This window comes from Leisingera sp. SS27 (assembly GCF_028368855.1).
GTDB lineage: Bacteria > Pseudomonadota > Alphaproteobacteria > Rhodobacterales > Rhodobacteraceae > Leisingera.
Map to the genome: position 1 here is coordinate 1 of NZ_JAQNCY010000020.1, position 23060 is coordinate 23060.

Sequence of the window (23060 nt, forward strand, 5' to 3'; positions counted from 1 at the left end):
TTGGTGGCAAACCTCCGGCCGTGGTTTATTGGCTGAGAAAAGACGAAACCCAAACAGGTCAGCAGGAGCAGAGAGTAGCTTAAGTTACGCCGAAAGCTGTCCAACGATTGGGGAGTAGCTCACTTCAAATGAGTACCTGTGTGACCACTAACCACTTTGCCTGGGTTCATGACACTTAGAGGGTCAAAGGCATTCTTCAATGCGTTCATGAATTGCCGTTTGATCGGGTCTCCATAGATTTGATCAAGTGGCAGCTTGTCCTGCCCAAGTCCGTATTCAGCGCTGAATGAGCCGTCGAGTTTTGCGACGAGGTCATAAATGCAGGGAGAAACCTTTGCACTCACTTCATCGAGGTAGGCTGGAGACTCGGCACCTTCCGGGGCAAGCACGTTGAAGTGTACATTGCCATCCCCAACATGGCCGTAAACAGAAAGACGGGCTCCCTGCCCGTACCGATTGACGAGATCGGAGCCAAGTTCAATGAACCTGGCCATATCAGAGATACGAACAGAAACATCATGCTTCACTGAGCCGCCGTTGAGCACTTCACCTTCGGGGATGTGTTCACGCAGGTTCCAAAAGTCCTGTCTTTGCTGTTCGCTTGTTGCAATGACACCGTCCACGATTGTTTCGCCGGACATTCCATCCTCAAAAAACGCTTCGATGGCCTGGTCGAGGCCCAGAACCGGGGAGGACGATGCGGCCTCGATCAGCACAAAATGTTCGGAAGGAGTTTGAATGGGGTGGCGCAATTCAGGTTTGCCGGCAAAGAGAAGGTCGAGAGATGCACCAGAGATGTATTCAAACGACGTGACCGCCTCACCTGTATACCGCTGAGCTTTTGCCAAGAGCGGCATCAAATCACTGATCTCATTGATCGCCAGAAAGGCAGTGACGCGACTCGCCGCGGGCAAAAACAGACGCAAAGAGGCTCCTGTAACGATACCGAGCGAGCCTTCAGCGCCAATCAGAAGCTGATGCAACGCATACCCTCGATTGTCCTTCCGCAGCGGGGACAGGTTGCTGAGCACTTGGCCATCCGGCAGCACGACCTCGAGGCCCAGAACCAGGTCCCGAGTAATCCCGTAGCGAACTGCCGAAACCCCTCCGGCATTTGTCGAAATGTTCCCGCCAATTTGGCACGATTGCTGAGAGCCAAGCGACAAGGGGAACATCAAGTTCTCCTGTTCCGCCGCTTCATGGATCTCAGAGAGAATGCATCCCGCATCAACAGTGATCGAGAGGTTGTCGGCATCCACCTCCCGGATCTTGTTCATGCGCTGCAAGCTGATCAGCAGTTGCTGGCCGCTTTCGTCCGGGGTCGCGCCGCCGCAATATCCTGTGTTGCCACCGACCGGGACAAGGGCGACGCTGTGCAGATTGCAAAGTTTGACAATTGAGGCCACTTCATCTGTCGAACGGGGTCGCAGCAGTGCGGGGCTTTCGCCGGTATACTTCTTCCGGAAGTCAGTTGTGTAACCGTTGATTATGTCTTTGTCGTTCACCACGATCTCTGCCGGCAGCTCCGCCAGCACTTGTTCATATGGAGTCATCACGCACCCTCTTGTGTTTGACCGGCATGGTAATGGGCGTTCGCTTCATGAAATTTTGTTTTCCTGTCCGGAAAAGGCATTCTGTGCCGCCTTGGCAGAAGTTTGGGCCATCAAACTGTTTGCCGTCTCATAGATCTCTGAACGAACGCCCCGCCAAGATCACGAGATGCAGACACCAAGCCGCAACCCGCCAAAGGCAGGCCGTAAGTAAAAAAATGAGCGTTAGAATCGACAAACTGACGGCAAGCGGCGCAGCACAAAAGATGGCACTGAAGGACCTGATTAAGCCCACAGATTCTGCCGTTTCACTGCAGCCTTCAGCATAATCAGGATTTGCCGTGCTCCTACTCTGATTGAACCAAAGAGGAGGAGGGGAACCTTTGGTGATGCCGGAAACACCACAGTTTTATGACCCTGCGGACACAGGCGATTGGCTGGCGGTGGTCTCGGCAGGCTGGCTCGCAAAACGCTGCAGACCTTGTTCGCTCTGCTGACGCTCTCACAGCAGCGCACGACGAGGACGCGCGCGGGAACACCCTCGACCACGAAAACCTTCGGTCATGAGGAGAGATACTGAAGATGAAAACATTCCTGAAATATCTGGCAGCTGGATCTGTTGCATTGCAGCTTGCCGCGCCCGCATTTGCCGCCGATATGCGGCTGAAGTTCGCCGGGGTTTTCCCGGTAGATCACCAGGGTTCCAAAATGATGGAACAGGTCAAAGCAGACATTGAGGCCGCAGATGTAGGCCTGAAGATTTCGGTGTTCCCAGCAAACCAGCTTGGGTCCGGCGAAGCACTGCTGGAAGATGTTGCCCGCGGGAACATCGATTTTGCCGCTGCATTTCTTTATGCAGACACCGACCCGCGTCTTGAAATCCTGTCCATGCCGTTTCTTGTGAGCGATTGGGACGAGATGAACTCGGTGATGCGCGACCTGGATTCCGAGTTCAACACCATCATTCAGGAAACCCTTTCTGACCATGGTGTGCGCCTGCTCGGTCAAAACCCGGAAGGTTTTGTCGGCATCGTGGCCACTGAAGAGCCGGCCAACTGGAACAACTTCGACGCCAAGAACATGAACATTCGTGTCTGGTCCTCGAACGTCGTGAAATCGATGGTCGAGACCCTCGGCTACCAGGCGACAACCATGTCGTGGGGCGACATCTTCCCTGCAATTCAGTCGGGCATTGTTGATGGCGCAATATGCTGCACGAAGACTGCAACTTACTCGATCTTTGCAAAGAGCGACGTCGGCACACATTTCGTCCAGTACAATTCGATCCCGGAGAACACCTCCTATTACATTTCAGAAAAGACCTGGGAAAAGCTGAACGAAGAGCAGCGGACGGCGGTTCAAGCCGCGTTCACGAAGGCATCGGACGACTTCTTCGCCTACAACCGCGAGAATGACGCAGTGTTCGAACAGAAGCTGATCGAAAGCGGCTACACCATCCTCAAGCTTTCGCCGGCGGAGCAGCAGGCAATGGCAAGCAAGGTTCGTGCTGAAATCTGGCCCATGCTTGAAGACAGCGTTGGCAAGGCAAATATCGAGCGCCTTCTGTCCAGCCTTAAATAAGCAACTGACATCGCAAGCAGGGCCGGCCGAGAGGCCGGCCCAAGTGTATGCACTTACAGCAGGGTGAACTCTATGGCGCACATAGCCGAGATATTACCAAAGGGTATCGCATCGCCTCTTCAGGGTTCCCTGAGAGTGATGCGCTGGATCGTGATTTTCAGCGGCTTGCTGATGTCGGTCACGTTCTTTCTGGTCGTCATTATCAGGTATGGTTTCAACGGCGACCTGTTCGCCTATGAAGAATGGCTGCTGACTGCCTGTTTCTGGGGGTTCTTTGCTGGATCAGCTTTGGCCTCCGAACGCGGACACCACATCAATGCAGACATCCTCGGGATTATCATCACAAACCCAAGACTGCGATGGTGGCGCCGGCTGATCGTGCTGACCATTGAACTGGTGGTGACCGCAGCCATTCTCTACTGGGGCTACCTGATGCTGGCAGAAGAGCTGGCGAAATACCCGATCTGGAAAACCACCCCGGCCCTGAAGATCCCATACTTCGCTTGGCGGATCTCAATCTTCCTTGGCTTCTTCTTCATGACAATTTTTGCCGCGGCGTATCTCTACGCGCATATCAGAGGCGTCGAAGTTGAGTACGGAGACGACACGGACGCGGGCGAAATGAAAAAGTCAGAGGAGGCTGGCCAATGATCATTGCAGGCAGTCTGGTCATTATCTGCGGCATGCTGCTGCTGGGTGTTAGCGTTTATGTGGCATTTGGTGCGGTTCTTCTTTTCCTTGCGGCCATGGGAGGGCACGAAGTTTCGGGCTACCTGCCGTCGGGTTCGACGAAACTGCGTTCCCTGGTTTTGCTGGCGATCCCTCTCTTCATGATTGCCGGGACAATCATGGAGCGCGGCAAAATCGCGGCTCCGCTTGTCAGCCTTGCCGAACTGTTCATCGGCCACCTGAAAGGCGGGTTGAGCGCAGCAACCGTTCTGGCATGCGGGATTTTCGGATCCATTTCCGGTGCCGCCAATGCGACGCTGACCTGTATCGGCAGCATCATGATGCCGCATCTTCGCCGCGCGAATTACCCCGAAGGGCAATCGGCCGCGCTGATCGTTTGCGCAAGCCCCTTGGGCCTTCTGATCCCGCCCAGCGGAAACCATATTCTCTATGGCTGGGTGGCGCAGCAATCGGTGCTCAAGTGCTTTCTGTCGACAGTCGTCCCTGCGCTTATTTTGATAACTCTGCTTATCGCTGTGAACCAGTTCATGCTGCGCAAATATGATGACATCGAATTGCTGGAGCGCCCGCAGGAGTTTGGCATGGCATTCCGGCAAAAGGCGACTCTGGCCTTTCCGGCTTTGCTGATGCCGCTCATCATTCTGGGGGGCATCTACGGCGGTATCATGACACCGACAGAAGCCGCCGGCGTTGCGGTCGTCTACGCTATTCCTGTGGCAATCTATGTCTACCGCGGCCTGACTTGGCGGGCTCTGGTTGAAGCGCTGACGGATTCAGGTGTGATCATCGGCGTCGTCATGGTGATGATCTTCATGGTGCTTATCGTCAGCAAATTCCTGATCTTTGAGGATATCCCGAACATCGCAAAGGATCTGGTCTACTCTGTGTCAGAGAACCCGATTGTGATCCTGCTGATGGTCAACCTGGTCATGATCCTGATCGGTATGCTGATGGACGACATCTCTGGCCTGCTGCTGTCGACACCGATCCTGCTGCCGATCGTGCAAGGCGTAGGAATGGACCCGATCCATTTTGCCGCTGTGTTGGGGGTCAACCTTGGAATGGCGAACATTACGCCGCCTACTGCCCCCTTGCTGTACCTCGGCGCGAAAATCACCAAGACGCCAGTTTCCAGCATGTTGCTGCCGACGCTGATTTTCATCATCTTCGCGTGGCTTCCAACCCTGGCTCTGACGACATTTGTTCCGGAGATTGCTCTTTGGTTGCCCGAGCTGCTTTTGGGGTGATCCCAAAATCCGGTTCTTCCGCAGCTGGAACTGAGTTTTGAAGAAAGAACAGGCCGCACCTTCGCAGGTGCGGCCTGTTTGTCTTCTCCGCCTTTGGCCTCTGCTATTGACGGCAGCGATTCCCGGAAACGCATTTTTTGAGTTCAGGAGTGCTTCAAATCGCCCCTGACGGAGAGCTACAGCAGAATTTGCTTCCTGCCAACGCCGCAGCAGTACAAAATTCCGCCAAAGGAGAGTGATGCGAAATTCACTCTCTCAAGGCATGCGCAGCTGGCATACCGGGGATGATGACTTGGTGGTTTATTGAGAAAAAGCAGTGTCTTAAAAGTTATCCCAAGCTCAACAACAGAGCTTGCCAACATCATTCACAGGAGACGAAAATGACCAAAGACCTCAAGAACACGGTGGAACTTTTCGGGTTTGTTGCAACTGGCCTCGCCGTCATCGGAGCAATGGTTGTCGCTTCGCTGGCATGAGTTCTTCCGCGGAGTGTACCAGCACTGAAATTCCAAGACATACCTTTTGAAAGCCGGCCTAACCGCCGGCTTTCATAGTTTTGGAGGAACAAGTTTAGGCACGAACGAGCTAAACTTACACTTAAGCCTTAGACTAAGGCAGAGTTCGGTCACGAGCTGCCAATTTCCCCGCTCGTCAGGGTGAAAACAGATTATGCTGGCAGCCGCCGCCCCCAAAGCATCCTATGCTGAATCCCGGCCGAGAAGAGCAGAAAACGCCGGGCAGAACAGGCCTCAATAAAGAAACAGTCAGTCCTGATTGTTAGTTGAGGAAGACCATGCTCGAACACCAAACCCGCTTCTCCGCTCTCGAAGAGAAAATCAAGAAGGCAGGCCTGGACGCCTTTCTGATTTCGACGAAAGACAGCATCTTTTACTTCACTGGTTTCCGCTACGAACCCTTTGAACGCCCCTTCTTCATTGTCGTCCGTCCGGGTAACCAACCGGTCTTTCTGACACCCCGGATCGAAGCCGAAAACATGGCGACCATCGCTGTGCCGCACCAGATCGTCGAATATATCGACTACCCCGCACCGGCCGGCGGCAGCTACATAGAAGCGCTGCAATCTGTGTTGCCTGCCGATGAAAACATTGGCGTCGAAATGTCGATCACCGGTGAATTGCTGGTGGCGCTGTCCAGCTGGTCGCCTCAGGTCCTGCCTTATGTCGAACAGCTCCGCATGGTCAAAAGCCCTTACGAGGTTGCTGCCATCCGTAAGGCGGCGAAGTATTCAGACCGTGGCCTGAAGCTAGCAATGGATTTGGCCCGCCAGGGTGGCCGCATCGCGGACACGGACAAGGCAAACAGCCTGTTGCGAGAGGAAATCACGCAAAAAGAGGGGTATCTAGACCCCTATATTTCAAACATCTGGCAGGGCATTTGGGCCGCACCCTACAGTGCCCAGCCGCACCGCTTTCCAGAGCCCTCGGACACGCTGATTGAAGGGCCGAATGTCGGCCTCTCTTTCCTGCGTGTGAATGGCTATTCCGCGGAAACTGAACGCACCTTCTTTGTGACCTCTCCCCGCAAAGAAGATGCCGAGGTCTTCAACACCATGGTCGAAGCCGGAAAGATTGGCTTCGCAGCTTTGCGCCCAGGCGTCAGCTGCCACGAAGTCGACCACGAGGTGATGGAGTTTCTTCGCGCCGAGGGCTTTGGGAACAATCTCCTGCATCGCACTGGCCATGGGATCGGCATGGGAGGTCACGAAGGCCCCTGGGTTGCCGAAGGCAGTGACGATGTCCTGCAGGAGAACATGGTGATCAGCATCGAGCCGGGCATCTACTGGCGCGGCCAGGGCGGGTTCCGCCACTCGGACACCGTTCTGATCACCAATGACGGCTACGAGATGCTGACCGACATGCCCCATGACATTGCGTCAATGACACTGGGCAGCTGACGTCCAAATCAAAACCAAACCAACAAGGAGAAACCAAATGAAACACATGCTTCTCGCAAGCGTCGCGGCGCTTTCGTTCGCTGTCACCGGCGCCGCTGTAAATGCGGCTGATGTCACCCTGAACCTTTCCAATGAGTATTCGGCCACTTCTATCCATGGGGTTGGCGATGCGCGCTTTGCCTCATTGGTCGCCGAAAAAACCGGCGGGTCTGTCGAAGTCGTTGTCCACTATGGCGGCGCTCTGGGCTACAAATCGGCTGATCACTTTGACGCCGTGGGCGAGGGAGCCCTGGAAATTGCCGACACCTATGGCGGCGCGCTTGGTGGCATTGATCCGCTGTTCCTGATCTCTTCGCTGCCGTTCTTCGTGACCACGGTGGAAGAAGCGGAACTGCTGTACAAGGTGGCTGAACCCGAGTTCAAAAAGGTCTTTGAAGATAACGACCAAATCTTGCTCTACGCCTCTCCCTGGCCGCCGTCGGGCATTTGGGCCCGTGACCCAAAAATTTCCACCAATGCATTGGCGGGCCTGAAAATCCGCACCTATGACAAGAACGGCACCACAGCCCTGAACGAACTGGGCGCAGCCGCAGTTCGCCTGTCCTGGGCAGACGTTGTTCCTTCGATCTCGACCGGCGCAATTGATGCGGTTCTAACCTCTGCCGAGGGCGGGGTTTCAGGCAGCTTCTGGGAACACTTCGACACGTTCACTGAGATCTACAACTACGCGATCCCTCTGAATTTCGTACACATCTCGAAGGACACCTTCGATGATCTCAGCGCAGAGCAGCAGGCTGCTGTCCTCGAAGCAGCCGCCGAAACCCGCGATCAGAACTGGGCTGCGATCCCGGATCGTCTTGCCGCAACCTACGGTCAGCTGGCTGAAAACAAAGTGTCTGTGGTCACATCGGACGACGACACCTACCGGACCGCCCTGCAAGCCGCCGGCAAAGCTGCACTGAACGACTGGCTGGAGACCACCGGCGCCCGGGGGCAAGCCCTGATCGACGCCTTCAATGCAGCGAAAGCTCAATAACACCCCACAAGTCGGTGGCGTCTCCTGAAGCCACCGACGATCCTGGAGAATACCATGCGACTTCTTCTGCGTGCGATTGATGCTGTGTCCTATTCCGCCCTGATTTGCGCGGCTGCCATTCTCATATACGCCGTTTCCCACATCCTGCTGGAAACCGTCATGAGGACTTTATTCGATACCTCGACCCATGTCCTGGATGAGTTCATTGGCTTTGCGGTTCTGTCGATCACCTTCTTATCGCTGTCCTGGACACTGCGGGACGGAGGCATGATCCAGGTAAACTTGGTTACACTCAGGCTCCCGCGCAGAATTAAGCAAGCGACCGAATTCATCGTGGCTGCCTGCGCAACAGGTCTCGGGGCCTACTTCTGCACATTCCTGTGGCGCAACTTGATCAAGAACTGGAAGCGCGGCGCAGTCAGCGAAAGCGTGGCCGAAGTCCCATTGTGGATACCGGATGCCATTGTCTTTGCCGGCGCTTGCCTGCTGGTGCTGCAACTATCGGCCCTTGCCATCCGCCCATTTATTCCAAAGACACAGGAGGGCTAATCATGGACCCCGTTACAACAGCACTCGCCGTTTTCATTCTGATGCTCGCTGTTTTGGCGACTGGTATGTGGGTATTTCTTGCTCTCGCCACCGCTGCGGCAGTTTCGCTGTTCGCCTTCATGGGTTTCCCGCCTGACAAGATCGGAGCGATTGCCAGTCGGATCATTGTGCGAAGCGCCTCCTCCTGGGAACTTGCCGCTGTTCCAATGTTCATCTGGATGGGAGAAATCATGTTCCGGACGGACATTTCCGAACGGCTCTACAAAGGTCTCTCTCCGCTCGTATCAAAAATTCCTGGAGGGTTGCTGCATACCAATGTTTTGGGATCAGCTCTCTTTGCCGCCGTTTCCGGATCCAGCGCGGCGACGACTGCCACTGTCGGCCGGATCACCACAAGTGAGTTGAACCAGCGGGGATATTCCCAAAGTCTCGCGCTTGGCTCCCTTGCCGGTGCTGGCAGCCTTGGGCTTCTCATTCCGCCATCCATTGTCCTGATCATCTACGGGGTTCTGGCCGAAGTTTCGATTGCAAAACTCTTCATCGCAGGTGTGGTTCCCGGCCTCATGATCGCAGCATTTTATGCCGTTTATCTGGCCGCAAGATGCGCGATTACACCAGCACTTGCACCCAAGGACGCAATCAGTAAGGAGGACGCCCGGCCAAGTGCTATTCTGGGAAACCTTGCTCCGGTCTTTGGCCTTATCCTGGTGGTTCTGGGCTCGATTTATACCGGGTGGGCAACACCTTCTGAAGCAGCAGCCATCGGTGTCTTTGCCGCACTCTGTTTCGCGGCATCCAGCCGGCAATTGTCGCGCGCCATGCTGGCGGAGTCGCTGATCAATGCGCTCAAAACCTCCTGCATGGTCTGTTCAATCCTGATGTGTGCAGCCTTTCTGTCGTCCGCCATCGGCTACATGCACATCCCGCGCAACATTGCAGTGGCGATCGATGCTCTGAACCTGTCCCCCTATGTCCTGATCGCTTCACTGGCTCTATTCTACATTCTGCTCGGGTTCTTCCTGGATGGCATTTCGATCATCGTGATGAGCCTGCCGATCACTCTGCCTGTCGTCGTCGCCGCTGGTTTTGACCCAATCTGGTATGGCATTTTCCTGGTTATCATGATCGAGCTGGGCCAGATGACACCGCCTGTTGGATTCAATCTGTTTGTCATTCAGGGCTTTTCTGGCGTGCCGATCCACAAGGTGGCGGTCTATGCGATACCTTTCTTCCTTTTGATGTGTTTCGCCGTACTGCTGATGGTCGTCTTTCCGCAAATTGCGCTTTGGCTTCCAGCGTATCTGGCAGGCTAAGACATGAAGGCATCCAGCAAACCAAGGCGAACCCAGGCCGAAAGGTCCGCGGCGACCCAGGCCCGGATATTGGAAGCAGCACAGTTCCTGATCGTTGATCGGGGATTGGCGCATACGTCAACACAAGACATCGCCCGCCAGGCCAACGTGTCGCGGGGAGCGATGCTGCACCATTTCCCATCACGCAAGGAACTCATTCAGGCGGCCTATGCTGAGATGCTTTGCCGCGAGGCGGATCTACTGCGCAGTTTCACCCGGACACTGCAACCTGGCCAAAACCGACTGAAAGCCCTGACCGAGTACATCTGGGAAAGATACCAAAGCGGAATTTTTCAGGTGTCCATGGATTACCTGTCCGAAGCCCGCGTGAATGAGACAGAACTGGCCTATGTCGCTGCAGAATCCCAAAAATTCAACGAGGCGCTCAATGACGTCTGGCACGTCGAGCTCGCGGCGTTCGGCTGTAGCGCAGACATACGGCAAGCCATGATGAATGAATTCATGTGCCTCGTTCGCGGCATGGCATTCCAAAGCCAATGGCGCGATGATCCGGCATACTTTCAGAATATGCTGCAAAACTGGCTTCTCAGAGCACGATCCACTTTAATTCCCGCAAAGTCAGCCGGGTAGATGCAGCATAAAATGCTGTCAAAGGAAAAACGACGGCTGAAAATGCCGTTCCCGGCTGCAAAACGCACTTTCCTTCCGGCAGTTTCCCTTACCCTCGATTGAAAGCTCATACGGGAAAGAAACCGATGCGATCCAACTCTCTTATCGAAAAAGACCGGGCCCACTATTTCCATCCTGTGGTTCCAATCCGCGCCCACGAAAAACGGGGTGTAACTGTTATGCAATCGGGGCAGGGTGTCTTCCTGACTGACTCCGAGGGCAATGAACTGCTCGACGGCTTTGCAGGTCTGTGGTGCGTCAACGCAGGATACGGCCACGAGAATGTTGTTGCCGCTGCCACTGAGCAAATGCAGCGCTTGCCCTATGCAACCGGGTATTTCCACTTTGGCAGCGAGCCGGCAATTGAATTGGCGGCCAAGCTCGCCGAGTTGTCTCCTGGCGATCTGGACCACGTGTTCTTCACTCTGGGCGGTTCGGATGCGGTGGATACCGTGATCCGCATGGTTCGCTACTACTTCAACGCCCGCGGCGAAAGCTCCAAGAAGCACTTCATCGCGCTGGAAAAGGGCTACCACGGCTCCAGTTCGAACGGTGCCGGACTGACTGCTCTGCCGGTCTTTCACGACAAGTTCGATCTGCCGATGCAATGGCAGCACCACATTGCTTCGCCCTATCCGTATCGCAACGAAGCAATCTCAGATGAGGAAATCATCGCGCATGGCGTCGCCAACCTGAAAGCCAAAGTTGCAGAGCTTGGTGCTGAATACACTGCTGCATTCATCATGGAACTGGTCCAGGGCTCAGGTGGTGTGATCGTACCCCCGGAGGGTTATGCCAAGGCTATGCAGGACACCTGCCGCGAACTGGGCATCCTGTTCATTGTGGATGAAGTCATCACGGGCTTTGGCCGGACCGGGCCGATGTTTGGCTGCGAGCACGAAGGGCTGACGCCTGACTTCCTGACAACCGCCAAAGGCCTGACCTCGGGCTATGCGCCTATGGGTGCGGTGTTTGTTTCGGATGACGTCTATCAGACCATCGCCGATGCCGCGCCGGAAGGCGTGCCGTTTGGGCATGGTTTCACCTATTCGGGGCATCCTGTCAGCGCAGCTGTCGCTCTCGAGGTCATCAAGCTCTACGAGGGCGGTATGATCGAAAACTCGAAGAAGGTTGGCGCCTACTTCGAGGCGCAGCTGAAAACTCTGCTGGATCACCCGCTGGTCGGTGATGTCCGGGCCAAAGGACTGCTGGCAGCTGTGGAGATCGTCACTGACAAATCCACCAAGGCAAAACCAGCCAAGGAAATGAACGTTGCCGCCCGCCTCGCCAAAGCAGGTTACGAGAACGGCGTCATTTTCCGTGCATTTGCCGATGACGTGATCGGTCTTGCCCCGCCCATCTGCATCTCTGAGACTGAGGTAGATCTGCTGATTACCCGTCTCCGTGCGACCCTGAACACCCTTCTGGATCTGAAAGGATAAGACATGAAACTGAGCGATTTCAAAGCACTGACCTTTGACGTCTATGGCACCTTGCTCGACTGGGAAACCGGAATGGTCACCGGCTTGAAACCCCTGACAGACCGGGTGAGCCGCAGCCTGTCGCGCGACGACATTCTTGAGGCCCACGCCTTTTACGAAAGCACAACGCAGCGTTATACGCCCTCGAAGAAGTATTACGAGCTGCTGCCCGTGGTGTACCGCCGCCTGGCGGAGGAATGGGGTGTCGAAGTCACCTGGGAAGAATGTGAGGCCTACGGAAGGTCAGCGCGTCACTGGCCGGCTTTCGACGATACCATAGAGGCTCTGACCTACCTGAAGAAGCACTTCAAGTTGGTGGTGCTGACCAACACCGACAATCTCACCTTCTCGGGGGCCAACACCCGCCTGGGTGTGCATTTCGACGGCGTCTACACCGCAGAGGACGTGGGCAGCTACAAGCCGTTCGACCGCAATTTCGACTACATGCTCGAAATGCTCGCGCGTCAGGGTATTCAGAAGCATGAAATTCTGCACACCGCTGAAAGCATGTTCCACGACCACGCACCCGCCAACAAATTCGGGCTGGCCAATTGCTGGATCTACCGCCGGCACGACCAGGAAGGTTTTGGTGCTACCATGAACCCTGGCGAGATGCCGAAATATAACTTCCAATTCAACAGCATGATGGACATGGCAAAGGCCCATCAGGCAGAGTTGGCGGGCTAAGAAACGGGAGGAAAGAATATGGTGGGGACGCCGAAGCTCGACCGGATCGACATCAATATTCTTTCCACCTTGCAAGCGCAGGGCAACATTACCAATGTGAATCTGGCAGAGGCTGTGGGCTTGTCTCCCAGCCCCTGCCTGCAAAGGGTGAAGCGGCTTGAGAAAGCAGGCTACATCCAGAATTACCGGGCCGTCATCAACCTCAAGAAACTGGCTGAGCACGTAACGGTTTTCACCGAAGTCACACTTGCAGACCACCGCCGCAAGGACTTCGTGCGGTTCGAAAACGAAATCCGAAAGCATGACAATGTGGTGGATTGCTACTTGCTAAGCGGCGGGTACGACTACTTGTTGAAGTTTGTCGCGCGCGGTGTGTCCCAGTATCAGGAGATCATGGAGGATCTTCTGGAGCGGAACCTCGGCATCGATAAGTACTTCTCATACATCGTGATTAAGCCGGTTGTAGAAAAGCACAGCGTGCCGATCCAGGATCTGGTCGACCGCGACTAAGGTACGGCACAAAATGTTGAAGCCGGGCCAAATGTGGCACGGAGTGCTGCTCGGCTGGCAAATTCACGATTCTCCCTCGCGCAAACCCGATAGAATTTTCCTAACTGCTGGAGTTGGAAATTATGAACCTTCAAGATACCTCTCTGTTTCGTCAGAAAAACCTGGTCGCGGGCGAATGGATCGACGCCGACAACGGCGTGACAATCGAAGTTGACAACCCCTCAACACTTTCTGTTGTCGGCACTGTGCCGAACTGCGGTTCCGACGAAACGGATCGCGCAATTGCAGCTGCCGAGGCTTGCTTTGCGACCTTCCGCAAAACCACTGCAGCTCATCGTGGCGCGCTGCTGGAGAAGTGGTTCGACCTGATCATGGAATCTCAGGATGACCTGGCTACGCTCATGACCCTGGAGCAGGGCAAACCTTTCGCCGAAGCCAAAGGCGAAATCGCCTATGCCGCGTCTTTCGTGAAATGGTTCGCCGAAGAGGGTAAGCGCGTCTATGGCGAAACTATCCCCAGCCCGGTGCAGGACCGCCGCATTATCGTGCAGAAACAGCCCGTCGGCGTCTGCGCGATCATCACGCCCTGGAATTTCCCGGCGGCGATGATCACCCGGAAAATCGCTCCGGCGCTGGCTGCAGGCTGCCCGGTTGTTATCAAACCTTCGGAGTTCACGCCATTCACTGCCCTCGCACTCGGCGTGCTGGCGGAACGCGCGGGCTTTCCGTCCGGGGCGGTCAACATTGTCACAGGGGACCCTGCAGGTGTCGGTGGAGCACTGACCGGCAGCCCTGCGGTGCGCAAGCTGTCTTTCACCGGCTCCACCCGTGTGGGCAAACTGCTTATGGAGCAATGCGCGGGCACTATGAAACGCCTCAGCCTGGAGCTGGGCGGCAACGCTCCTTTCATCATCTTCGACGATGCCGATCTGGATCTTGCTGTCGAAGGTGTCATGGCCTCGAAGTTCCGAAACGGTGGGCAAACTTGCGTCTGCGCCAATCGGATTTTTGTCCAAGCCGGTGTCTACGACGCCTTCGCTGAGAAGCTGGCAGCCGTTGTTGGAAACATGAAGTTGGGCGACGGGTTTGAGGACGGTGTGGAAATTGGTCCCATGATTAACGACGCTGCCATTGCCAAGATCAAATCACATCTGGACGATGCCACTGCCAAGGGCGGATCTGTAATTGTCGGAGGGGCGCAGGAAGACACCAGCACCCGCTTCATCAGCCCAGCTGTTGTAGCTGGGGTGACTTCAGACATGATTGTGGCCGATGAAGAGACCTTTGGCCCTGTCGCGCCGCTCTTCAAATTCGGCACCGAGGAAGAAGCGCTTGCAGCGGCCAATGCCACCCCCTACGGGCTGGCAGCCTATTTCTACACCAACGATCTGACCCGCACATTCCGTGTCAGCGAGGAGCTGGAAACCGGAATGATCGGTATCAATGTCGGGGGCTTCGCCACTGAGGTCGCGCCCTTCGGCGGCATCAAGGAAAGCGGTCTGGGCCGTGAGGGTGCGCATCAAGGTATCGATGAATACCTGGAAGTCAAAACCCTGCATATCGGCGGCATCGCGTAAGGAATCCCGGCTATGACAAAAACATATCGTATCGCAGCCATCCCCGGAGACGGGATCGGCAAAGAGGTTCTGCCGGTCGGTCAGCGCGTCATTGACCTTGTGGCGCAAAAGCACAACTTCACTGTGGACTGGACCGAATTCGACTGGTCCTGCGAACGCTATCACGACACGGGCCGTATGATGCCCGAAGATGGCATCGAGCAGATGAAGGCGTTTGACAGCATCTTTCTAGGGGCTGTCGGCTTTCCCGGTGTTCCGGATCACGTGTCGCTTTGGGGGCTGCTGATCCCGCTGCGCCGGGAACTGGATCAATATGCCAATGTTCGCCCCGTGCGCCTGTTGAAGGGCATTAACTCGCCCCTGGCCGGGCGTGGATCGGATGACATCGACATGATCATCGTGCGTGAAAACGTCGAGGGGGAATACTCCGAGATCGGCGGGCGCGTCTATCAGGGCACGGAGAACGAGGCCGCCATTCAGGAAAGCATCCTGACCCGGCGCGGCACGGACCGGATCATGGACTATGCGTTCAACGTGGCCAAAACCCGCAAGCGCAAACATGTGTCTTCGGCCACCAAGTCGAATGGCATCATTCACACCATGCCGTTCTGGGACGAACGTTTTGCCGCCGCCGCCGAGCGTCATCCAGGTATCGGTACGGCCCAGTTCCATATCGACATCATGACCGCGAATTTTGTCCTGCATCCGGATTGGTTTGACGTGGTTGTTGCCTCGAACCTGTTTGGCGACATCCTGTCCGACCTGGGTCCGGCTGTCGCTGGCTCAATCGGTATCGCGCCCTCGGCCAACATCAACCCGGAGGGCAAGTACCCCTCAATGTTTGAACCGGTCCATGGCTCGGCGCCTGATATCGCAGGCAAAGGCGTCGCCAACCCGGTTGCTGCTGTCTGGACCGCTGCCATGATGCTGGAGCATCTGGGCGAAGCAGACGCCGCAGCCGATATCGAACAAGCCATTGAAACTTCTTTGGCAAATCCTGACACCAAGACACGCGATCTGGGCGGCACTGCCGATACTGCAGGATCGGAAGCCGCCATTCTGGCCGCACTGTCGTAAGGAACAATGACATGAACAAAGCAGAGATCGTCTATGACGACTTCGCCAAGGTGGAAATGCGCCTGGGCAAGATTGTCGAGGTCAAGGATTTCACCCGCGCGCGCAACCCCTCCTACAAGGTCTGCGTTGATTTTGGTGACCTAGGCCAGCGCTGGTCCAGCGCTCAGATCAAAAACTACTCCGAAGAAGAGCTGCTTGGACGGCCCGTCGTTTGCGTGGTGAACATGCCGCCACGTAACATTGCCGGTTTCAAATCTGAAGTCCTGGTCATGGGAGTGCCGAACGAGGCTGGCGAGACTATCCTGCTGCAACCCTCGCATGATGCGGTTCTGGGAAGCGAAGTCTTCTGATGTCAGCCCGGCACACAGGACTGGGTACTTTGGCCATTCTGTCCTGGGGCACATTGGGGGTTCTTGGAGCCTTTTCAGCCTCCCTGCCGCCCTATCTGGTCCTGACGTTCTGCTTTGCGATCGCGGCGGGCATGGGGCTTGCAATATGTGCCGCAACAGGCCGGAAGCCAGTGCGTCTGCTGGACCGGCGCACCATCCTGTTTACCGGGCTTTTGACAGCTTACCACTTGTCATATCTGGAAGCTTTCCATCACGCAGATCCCATCTCAGTGTCGCTGATCAACTACCTCTGGCCTGCTTGCCTGATCATTCTTGGCAACTTGTTCTTCCAACTGCGCAGCGGGTTCCCGGGTTACCTTGGAGCCGCGCTTGGTTTTGCCGGGGTGTTAATCCTGATCGGCAAAGATGGATTTGCACTCCAGCTATCTGAGATACTCGGCTACGGTCTTGCCTTTGTTGGAGCAATTCTCTGGGCGCTGTTCTCAAACCTGCGCCGCCATGATCAGTCAGACGCTATCTCTGCTATGACGACAATCTGCTTTGCGTCGTCTCTGATTTGCGGGCTTTGGTGGATGACAAAGGGTGCGAACCTGCCGGCGCTGACCGCCTCAGATGTTTGGGTCATCGCCGCGCTGGGTTTGGGCCCTGCCGGAGGTGCGTTCTTTCTCTGGGATCTGGGAATGCGCCAAGGTCACGCTGCTCTGCTTGGTGTCCTGGGATACTCAGCTCCGGTATTCTCCACCATACTCATGCTTGTACTTGGCTTAGGCCAACCAGGCTGGGAAGTCTTCGCCGCGATAGCCTTTATCACTTTGGGTGGTATCGTCGTTCACTCCGGATCAAAAGGCCCGACGAAGTGCGTGGCTAATGCTGAAACAAGGTAAAAGGAAAATGGAACGACGTCCGCTGTTGCCTCTGAACAAGCCGCTCGTCTCACGCAGATCGAAAATGCTGCTTTTTTGGGGCTTTTGCGTTTTCGTTCTGATTTCTGTGGGCACCGCAGTTGTGCTTATCTGAGATTACCCACTGACTGTCGCTCGGATTTCTGCGGTTTGCTGAAAGCTAACAACGCTGCAGCGCGGTTAGTCGAAGCTGCCGTTACTGCTCAATGCAGCGAACATCCGTTTCCTGCTCTTCTAGTGGGTTGCTGTAGACAAAAGTGCAGTTTCCCGTCATCGAGGCAGTTTGCAGCGAAAATTCACTTTGTCCCGCGTAGTGAGCATTGAAGCTTCGCGCAGTGAGTGACTGATTTCCGCCCTTGTTGAACTCTATCAATCTGAGCGGCTCTCCGGAACTAAACCTCAAACCTCTCGCCTTGATCATTGCGCTGGAAGATTGCAGCAACCACTGGATCCTCCGGCAGGTCCAGTTTCTGCCGGCATTCTGCCAAAGCTTGCGCATCCCTGGCAATCGCCCTGCGATGCTCGTGCAGCGCATCCTCGATGATTTCCGCGATGATCTTCAAAAGGATCTCGAGGAGCGACATCGCCGGCGACAGCCGTGCATGCAGCTTGAGCGGCAGCGGCCGTTCCGGACCGCCGCGTGGGCCGGCCACCAGCCTGCCTCCACGCCCGTCATTGCCGGCCATCCAATGCAATTGATCACGGCGGATCAATTCCAAACCTAAAGAAATTGCTTCAACCCGCTTTTGAACAGCTCCCGCCCTTTCTTCCTGACCCTTTATCGATCTTTCCCTGTCCTCAACCTCCTTCTCCCGGCTCGCCAACGCTTTTTCTCTTTCCCTGACCTCTGCCTCCTTCTTTTTCATTGCAATATATTCTGCCGCAAGGCGGCTCTCTTTTTCTGCCAAGGCCTTGGCCTGCGCTTCCAGCGCCTGCTCTTGCACTTCCAGCTGGGTCTCGAACCGAAGGTTCGCCAGCTGCTCTTCCGCGCGGGCTTTGGCACCGGCTTTGCGCGCAGCGTATTGCTTTGTGGTCAGGCGCTCGTGGCCCGGTCCCTTGCGCAGAAGCCCGCAGGGCCTGCCGACCGCTTCGTAGTAGCGGTCTTGAAAGCGTATCATCCCAGCATCAAACGCTTCCTTTTCAGGGTTCTTTTCTTTCCGCTTCTTCCGGGCGGCATGTAGATGCCGCCCGTTCTCCTTCTTCCACGCCTCGAGCTTTTTGGCATTGGCAGCTTCCGCCCTGGCGCAGGCTTTCTCCCATTCAGCCAATGCCCGTTCATGTTTTGCCATATTCTTTTTCTGGGTGACCCGGTTCTTGCTCGGGCGCGGCTTCTTTGGTTTCCGCGGCTTCGGCTTCAATTCTGGCTTCGGCAGGGACGAGAGTGTCCGCGGCTTCTCATGCCTGGCCCGGTAATCCGCCGCCGCCACTTTGCCGGCGTGCAGCTTGTTGGCATCCAGCCGCGGATCGTTCATGTTCAGCGCCAGAATGTGCATATGCACATTCGCCTCATCCAGGTGGAACGTCGCAGCAAACTGGATACCCCGCGGCATCCGTTTACGGAAGTCCTGCAAGGCAAGGTTCGCCCATCTGTTGATCACCGGCTGGTGCTTTTTCCGGTCTGCCAGAAACTCGCGGACTGCAATTGGATGAGAATGAACTTCTGTGTACAAGGTCGGCGCATCAGAACGCAGTCTGCGGGTGTAGCTCTTGCCGGACGACGCCGTGACTGTTTCACGTATTTCACAGCAGCGCCGGTCATGCAGCGCCTGCAGTTCGCTGATTGGGATGGCGCCGTGACTCAGAACCGGAACCGGCGCACGCGGGTTCTCTATATGCTTGCAATAGTGCAGGTACCTCTGCGCTTCCTCGAAGACCTGCTGAACGGAGTTAAGCTGATCTTTCGTGCCCTTCACCAGCTTCGGCTTCCGGGTATAAGTTTCGACGTGGACGTATTGGTAGGCCATGAGGCGGTACTCCTTTTTTCATTGGGTACGCGGCCTCGGCGAAAACGCAAAACGCGGATCCGCCTCAGAAACTCTTCATTTTGAGGATAAGCTCTTTTGCCATATAGTTTTTCTGAGGCTTGGGCAGCTTAGACAGGCGCACAAATGCGCGTGAAAGCTCCCCAAAGAGACAGACTATAGGTAGCTGAAGCTACCTCGTCTGCCCCTTACGCCGGGGAGGCGCTCCAGCAGCCCTGCGGGTGCTTGCGCGGCCTGTTCCCGGCCTTGCACTTGAAGAACTTTCGGGTGGCTTGTTTTGGTTTGAGTTGCCTGCTGGTGTTCTCGGGAACCTGTCTTCCGGGAGGACTGCTCCAGTGCTTCACCGTTTCTTTTCCGATGCAGCAAAGCTGAGAATGCAAAGCAGTTCCCACAGGATCGTTGCCGCGACCAGGGCGGTGTTGCCCGACCGATCGTACGGCGGAGAAACCTCTACCACATCCGCACCAATCAAGTTCAGTCCCTGGAGCCCCCTGATCAAAGCCTGGACCTCCCGCGGCAGCAGCCCGCCAATTTCCGGTGTTCCGGTTCCCGGCGTGAAAGCCGGGTCGATACTGTCGACATCAAAGGAGATGTAAGTGGGACCTGTGCCAACAATGCTGCGGGCCTCCGCCAGCACATTGTCCAAGCCCATCTGGTAGAACTCCTCGATATGGATCACCCGCATGCCACTGTCATAAGAGAAATCCCAATGTGGTTCCGCGCGGCCCCGGATGCCGATCTGAACCGTGCGTTCCGGGTCCAGGACACCCGCCAGGACCGCATTGCGAAACGGCCCGCCATGGTGAAAACGGGATCCGTTGAATGGCCCCCCGGTGTCGGCATGGGCGTCAATATGGATCAGTCCGGCAGGAGCGTCGCGGCCGATAGCCTTGAGAATAGGATAGCTGATCGAATGATCACCGCCGACTGACAGCGGCATGACGCCTGCGTCTGCGACCATTTGGTAATAGTCTTCGATTTCCTGAGTTGCCTGTTCCAGATTGTAGGTGCTCGCAATCGGCACATCGCCGCAATCGGCGAAACGCGCCAGCGTACCCGGAATAACCCCTGTCGCATGGTTCTTAGGACCCGCAGCCAGAACCGACAGTTCCCGGACCTGCTGAGGCCCGAACCTGGCACCAGGCCGGTTTGTCACCGCCAGATCGAAGGGCACGCCGAGCATCGCGATATCAAGGCCGGCGAACCCGTCCTGCAGCGGCGCACGCAAAAACGAGGAAATCCCCGCATAAGGGGCAACATGCTCCCTTTTGTCGCCGCCATGCGCCACTCCGCTGTCCAGATAAGCCTGAAGAGCCTGGTCGTTGAGGTCGGATTTTTCCGCCAGCGCGCGCAGGCGGTCGAGGTTCATCGCGGTCATAAGGTTCACTTCCCGTCCAAGTTTTCCGGCAGGTTCAGATTTTCATGGAAAAATCACTTTGGTAAATTCAAAATATACAAATCATACTTTACTGTTACCAAAGGAATGCGCCGTGCTGAGCCTCCACGAAAACTCGATCCGCAAGCTCAGGGTGTTCGTGACGGTTGTCGACTGCGGCGGGTTTGCTGCCGCGCAGAGCGTTCTGAACATGTCCGCGGCCACAATCAGCATCCAGATGAAAGAGCTTGAAGAGCAGCTGGGCATGACCCTGTGCCAGCGCGGCCGCTCAGGGTTCCGGATCACCGACCAGGGGACAGCGGTCTATGAGGCTGCTCAAACGGTTCTGGGGGCTTTCAGCAATTTCAACCTCGCCGCCGCAGAGATCCAGAACCGGCTGGTCGGAGAGGTGAAGATCGGCCTGCAGGCAAATATGGCCACCAATCCCGCCTTCCGCCTGCCGGAGGCGGTCCGCAAGTTTCAGACACGCCCCAACAAGGTAACCTTCCGACTGGAGGAAACCCGCTCCGCCGATCAGCAAAGCCGCACGCTGGACGGCCGCTATGATCTGAGCATCGGCTTGTTTCCTGCCCGGATACCGGGTCTGGACTACACCCGGCTGTTCACTGAGCGCGTTGCGCTTTATTGCGCCTGCGCTCATCCGCTGTCACAGATCACCGATGAAAGCCGCCTGCTTCAGGAAATTGGCAGCCATGCCATGGTGTCCTCCGGCACCGCACTGGAGCAGGTCCTGGAGAAACCTCCCGCCCTGCCCTCACCGTCTGTGTTCACTGAGGACATGGATGCAGCCATGCTGTTTGTTCTTTCGGGACAGTACCTTGGGTTCCTGCCGACGCATTTCGCACAGATATGGGAAGACAAGGGGATGGTCTGCCCAATCCTGCCCGGCAGGTTCGCCACGGAATTGGAATTCCACTTGATCACCAAGCGCGGCGGGCGGGACAACAAGGTCGTGGATGTCTTTATTTCCGATTTGCTGGATGCACACAGCGCTGAATAGCGTAGCAGCGGCAGAGCCTTTTCGCCGTGCCGCTGCAAAGTGATGCCCCTCACTCGGAGGTCAGCGCACTGAAGGTTTCAATGTCCCGTTCGATCAGTGCCTCTGTTTCGGCACGGTTCTTCCAGTAAATCTGGGCGCCATTTGTCTGCACGTAAGTTTGCGCCTCCTCGCTCTGCATCGCCCGGACAGCGGCCGCTTCGATCTTGGCGATGATGTCCTCCGGCGTTCCCTTGGGGACAAACAGACCGTTCCACAGGACGATATCCAGAGAGGGTGCGATTTCCGAAACTGTGGGAACGTCAGGGGTCAGAAACACCCTCTCGTCCGTAACGCTGGCCAGCACCTTGATCTCGGACAAGCACGGCGCAACCAGTGCTGCCACCGAATTCATGACATCCACATCGCCGGACGCCAGCGTATTGCAATCCAGCGCGTCATAGGCGGCCTCCGAGCCGAACTCAAAGCCCAGTTCTTCAGCGAGCCCGAAGGTGACATGGGTCGGCACCAGCCCGGCACCGAAATGGCCAAGCGTGACATCATTCTCCCGGGCATAGGCCGCCAGTTCTTCCATTGTGCTGTAAGGTGCATCCTTTCCTGCCACGATCAGGAAAGGATAGGTCATGAATACGCCAACTGGAACAAACGGGTTCGGAGACAATTCCGGAATGCCAAGCGTGGGTCCGACCACCGGCACCCCGATAACAAAAGACCCGACGGTGTACCCATCGGCAGGCGCCGCCGCCACGTCCAGCGCACCGGGAAACGGCCCGCCGCCGCCGCCCGGCTTGTTCACAACGGCCGCAGGCACGCCATACAAGTCCTGGAACTCGGTTGCGATCATCCTGGTCAGCACATCCTCCTCTCCTCCCGGAGGCCACGGAACAATGAACGACACCGGTTTTTCGGGGTAATCGGCAAATGCCGCGGGTACAGACCCCACGCATGCGGTGAGGGCAATTGCTGCCAGTTTCAGCATCGGATTTTTCATGGTCTACTCCCTTGCCACAGAGCCCGGTTTCTGTGCTGCGCGTCACCTGCCGGCAGCGTTGGAAGCCGGAAGCAAAGCGAAAGGCTCCACTGGCAGCTAAGAGAGCATGCTGAATTAGGTTGAAAAATTAAAAAGAAAGAAACTTCACTTTCGAAATTTTGCGAGTATCACCCATGGCACCTGGTTCTGACGTGTCCACGAATATTGCGATTTCCACAATTGGTCTTCGGTACAAGCTCAAAAGTGCTGTGGACCAATTCGGCCGACTTGTCTGCCGGACACGCCCAACCGGGAGCTTCGGGCGACTCCTTGCTTTGGGTTTTCTGGTTCTTAGAAAAAAGAGCAAATACGACGTAAAAATCAGGGTCGTTACTTCTGATCTCCGCTTCCCAAGTTGGCATCCAAGCCAATCTCGATCAAACGCCGAATAGCTTCATTTTCTGACTGCAAGCGATTTTCGAACCTGAAGTCGGCAATACGTTTTGCCTGTTCTTCTGTCAGATTCACAAGTTTCTTTACTGGGTAGACTGTCTGCTTGGCCATAGGACACCATTAAGCGA

The 23060-nt window shown here is 56.0% G+C and carries 21 protein-coding genes; 16 read left to right on the forward strand and 5 right to left on the reverse strand.

All coding sequences use genetic code 11. The features are described from left to right. Window positions 1-119: 119 nt before the first annotated feature. Window positions 120-1553 carry an FAD-binding oxidoreductase gene (locus N6L27_RS22735; RefSeq protein ID WP_259943557.1) on the reverse strand — a complete coding sequence of 478 codons (1434 nt, stop codon included), beginning with the start codon at window positions 1551-1553 and terminating at the stop codon, window positions 120-122. Window positions 1554-2132: 579 nt separating this feature from the next. On the opposite strand from N6L27_RS22735, the gene dctP reads away from it, so the two are divergent. From dctP to N6L27_RS22810, 15 genes are all read left to right on the forward strand, one after another. Continuing rightward, window positions 2133-3131, forward strand: a complete 999-nt coding sequence (dctP, locus tag N6L27_RS22740; RefSeq protein WP_259943560.1) for a TRAP transporter substrate-binding protein DctP — start codon at window positions 2133-2135, stop codon at window positions 3129-3131. Window positions 3132-3269: 138 nt separating this feature from the next. After that, window positions 3270-3782, forward strand: coding sequence for a TRAP transporter small permease (locus N6L27_RS22745; RefSeq protein ID WP_259943563.1), 513 nt, complete (start codon window positions 3270-3272; stop codon window positions 3780-3782). Further along, on the forward strand, window positions 3779-5068 hold the full coding sequence (locus tag N6L27_RS22750) for a TRAP transporter large permease (RefSeq protein WP_259943565.1): 1290 nt from the start codon (window positions 3779-3781) through the stop codon (window positions 5066-5068). Before N6L27_RS22745 ends, N6L27_RS22750 begins: the two co-directional genes overlap by 4 nt. A gap of 793 nt (window positions 5069-5861) precedes the next feature. Then, a complete protein-coding gene (locus N6L27_RS22755) occupies window positions 5862-6983 on the forward strand; it encodes a M24 family metallopeptidase (protein WP_259943566.1) in 1122 nt (373 codons plus the stop codon). A gap of 37 nt (window positions 6984-7020) precedes the next feature. Beyond that, on the forward strand, window positions 7021-8019 hold the full coding sequence (locus tag N6L27_RS22760; protein ID WP_271909711.1) for a TRAP transporter substrate-binding protein: 999 nt from the start codon (window positions 7021-7023) through the stop codon (window positions 8017-8019). A 54-nt stretch (window positions 8020-8073) separates the two neighbouring features. Beyond that, entirely contained in the window at window positions 8074-8568 is a 495-nt protein-coding gene (locus N6L27_RS22765; protein WP_271909712.1) for a TRAP transporter small permease, read from the forward strand. A 2-nt stretch (window positions 8569-8570) separates the two neighbouring features. After that, window positions 8571-9881: a TRAP transporter large permease gene (locus tag N6L27_RS22770; protein WP_259943574.1), complete on the forward strand. Its 1311-nt coding sequence runs from the start codon at window positions 8571-8573 to the stop codon at window positions 9879-9881. A 3-nt stretch (window positions 9882-9884) separates the two neighbouring features. Then, window positions 9885-10511, forward strand: coding sequence for a TetR/AcrR family transcriptional regulator (locus N6L27_RS22775; protein ID WP_259943578.1), 627 nt, complete (start codon window positions 9885-9887; stop codon window positions 10509-10511). Between the two features lie 125 nt (window positions 10512-10636). After that, window positions 10637-11992 (forward strand): aminotransferase class III-fold pyridoxal phosphate-dependent enzyme, encoded by a 1356-nt coding sequence (locus N6L27_RS22780; RefSeq protein WP_271909713.1) that lies wholly within the window; start codon window positions 10637-10639, stop codon window positions 11990-11992. Between the two features lie 3 nt (window positions 11993-11995). Then, window positions 11996-12718, forward strand: a complete 723-nt coding sequence (locus tag N6L27_RS22785) for a haloacid dehalogenase type II (RefSeq protein ID WP_259943592.1) — start codon at window positions 11996-11998, stop codon at window positions 12716-12718. A gap of 18 nt (window positions 12719-12736) precedes the next feature. After that, complete coding sequence (locus N6L27_RS22790; RefSeq protein ID WP_129369420.1) at window positions 12737-13228, forward strand: Lrp/AsnC family transcriptional regulator; 492 nt, start codon at window positions 12737-12739, stop codon at window positions 13226-13228. A 122-nt stretch (window positions 13229-13350) separates the two neighbouring features. Next, window positions 13351-14805 (forward strand): NAD-dependent succinate-semialdehyde dehydrogenase, encoded by a 1455-nt coding sequence (locus N6L27_RS22795; RefSeq protein ID WP_271909715.1) that lies wholly within the window; start codon window positions 13351-13353, stop codon window positions 14803-14805. Window positions 14806-14817: 12 nt separating this feature from the next. After that, complete coding sequence (locus N6L27_RS22800; RefSeq protein ID WP_271909716.1) at window positions 14818-15882, forward strand: tartrate dehydrogenase; 1065 nt, start codon at window positions 14818-14820, stop codon at window positions 15880-15882. A gap of 11 nt (window positions 15883-15893) precedes the next feature. Beyond that, window positions 15894-16232 (forward strand): tRNA-binding protein, encoded by a 339-nt coding sequence (locus N6L27_RS22805; protein ID WP_014873168.1) that lies wholly within the window; start codon window positions 15894-15896, stop codon window positions 16230-16232. Window positions 16233-16261: 29 nt separating this feature from the next. Beyond that, window positions 16262-17116: a DMT family transporter gene (locus tag N6L27_RS22810; RefSeq protein WP_271909717.1), complete on the forward strand. Its 855-nt coding sequence runs from the start codon at window positions 16262-16264 to the stop codon at window positions 17114-17116. A gap of 410 nt (window positions 17117-17526) precedes the next feature. On the opposite strand, the gene N6L27_RS22815 is transcribed toward N6L27_RS22810, so the two are convergent. Together N6L27_RS22815 and speB are read right to left on the reverse strand one after the other, a co-directional pair. Continuing rightward, window positions 17527-19098 (reverse strand): Mob protein, encoded by a 1572-nt coding sequence (locus N6L27_RS22815; RefSeq protein WP_271909718.1) that lies wholly within the window; start codon window positions 19096-19098, stop codon window positions 17527-17529. A gap of 358 nt (window positions 19099-19456) precedes the next feature. Next, window positions 19457-20494, reverse strand: a complete 1038-nt coding sequence (speB, locus tag N6L27_RS22820; protein ID WP_271909723.1) for an agmatinase — start codon at window positions 20492-20494, stop codon at window positions 19457-19459. Window positions 20495-20606: 112 nt separating this feature from the next. Here speB and N6L27_RS22825 point away from each other — a divergent pair, with 112 nt between their 5' ends. Further along, entirely contained in the window at window positions 20607-21512 is a 906-nt protein-coding gene (locus N6L27_RS22825) for a LysR family transcriptional regulator (protein ID WP_271909719.1), read from the forward strand. A 49-nt stretch (window positions 21513-21561) separates the two neighbouring features. Here N6L27_RS22825 and N6L27_RS22830 read toward each other — a convergent pair whose 3' ends face one another. Together N6L27_RS22830 and N6L27_RS22835 are read right to left on the reverse strand one after the other, a co-directional pair. Next, the gene (locus tag N6L27_RS22830; RefSeq protein WP_052257688.1) at window positions 21562-22500 is read right to left on the reverse strand and encodes a tripartite tricarboxylate transporter substrate binding protein; all 939 of its coding nucleotides are present in this window, start codon (window positions 22498-22500) and stop codon (window positions 21562-21564) included. Between the two features lie 369 nt (window positions 22501-22869). Then, window positions 22870-23043 (reverse strand): hypothetical protein, encoded by a 174-nt coding sequence (locus N6L27_RS22835; RefSeq protein WP_206540064.1) that lies wholly within the window; start codon window positions 23041-23043, stop codon window positions 22870-22872. Between the last annotated feature and the right edge of the window lie 17 nt (window positions 23044-23060).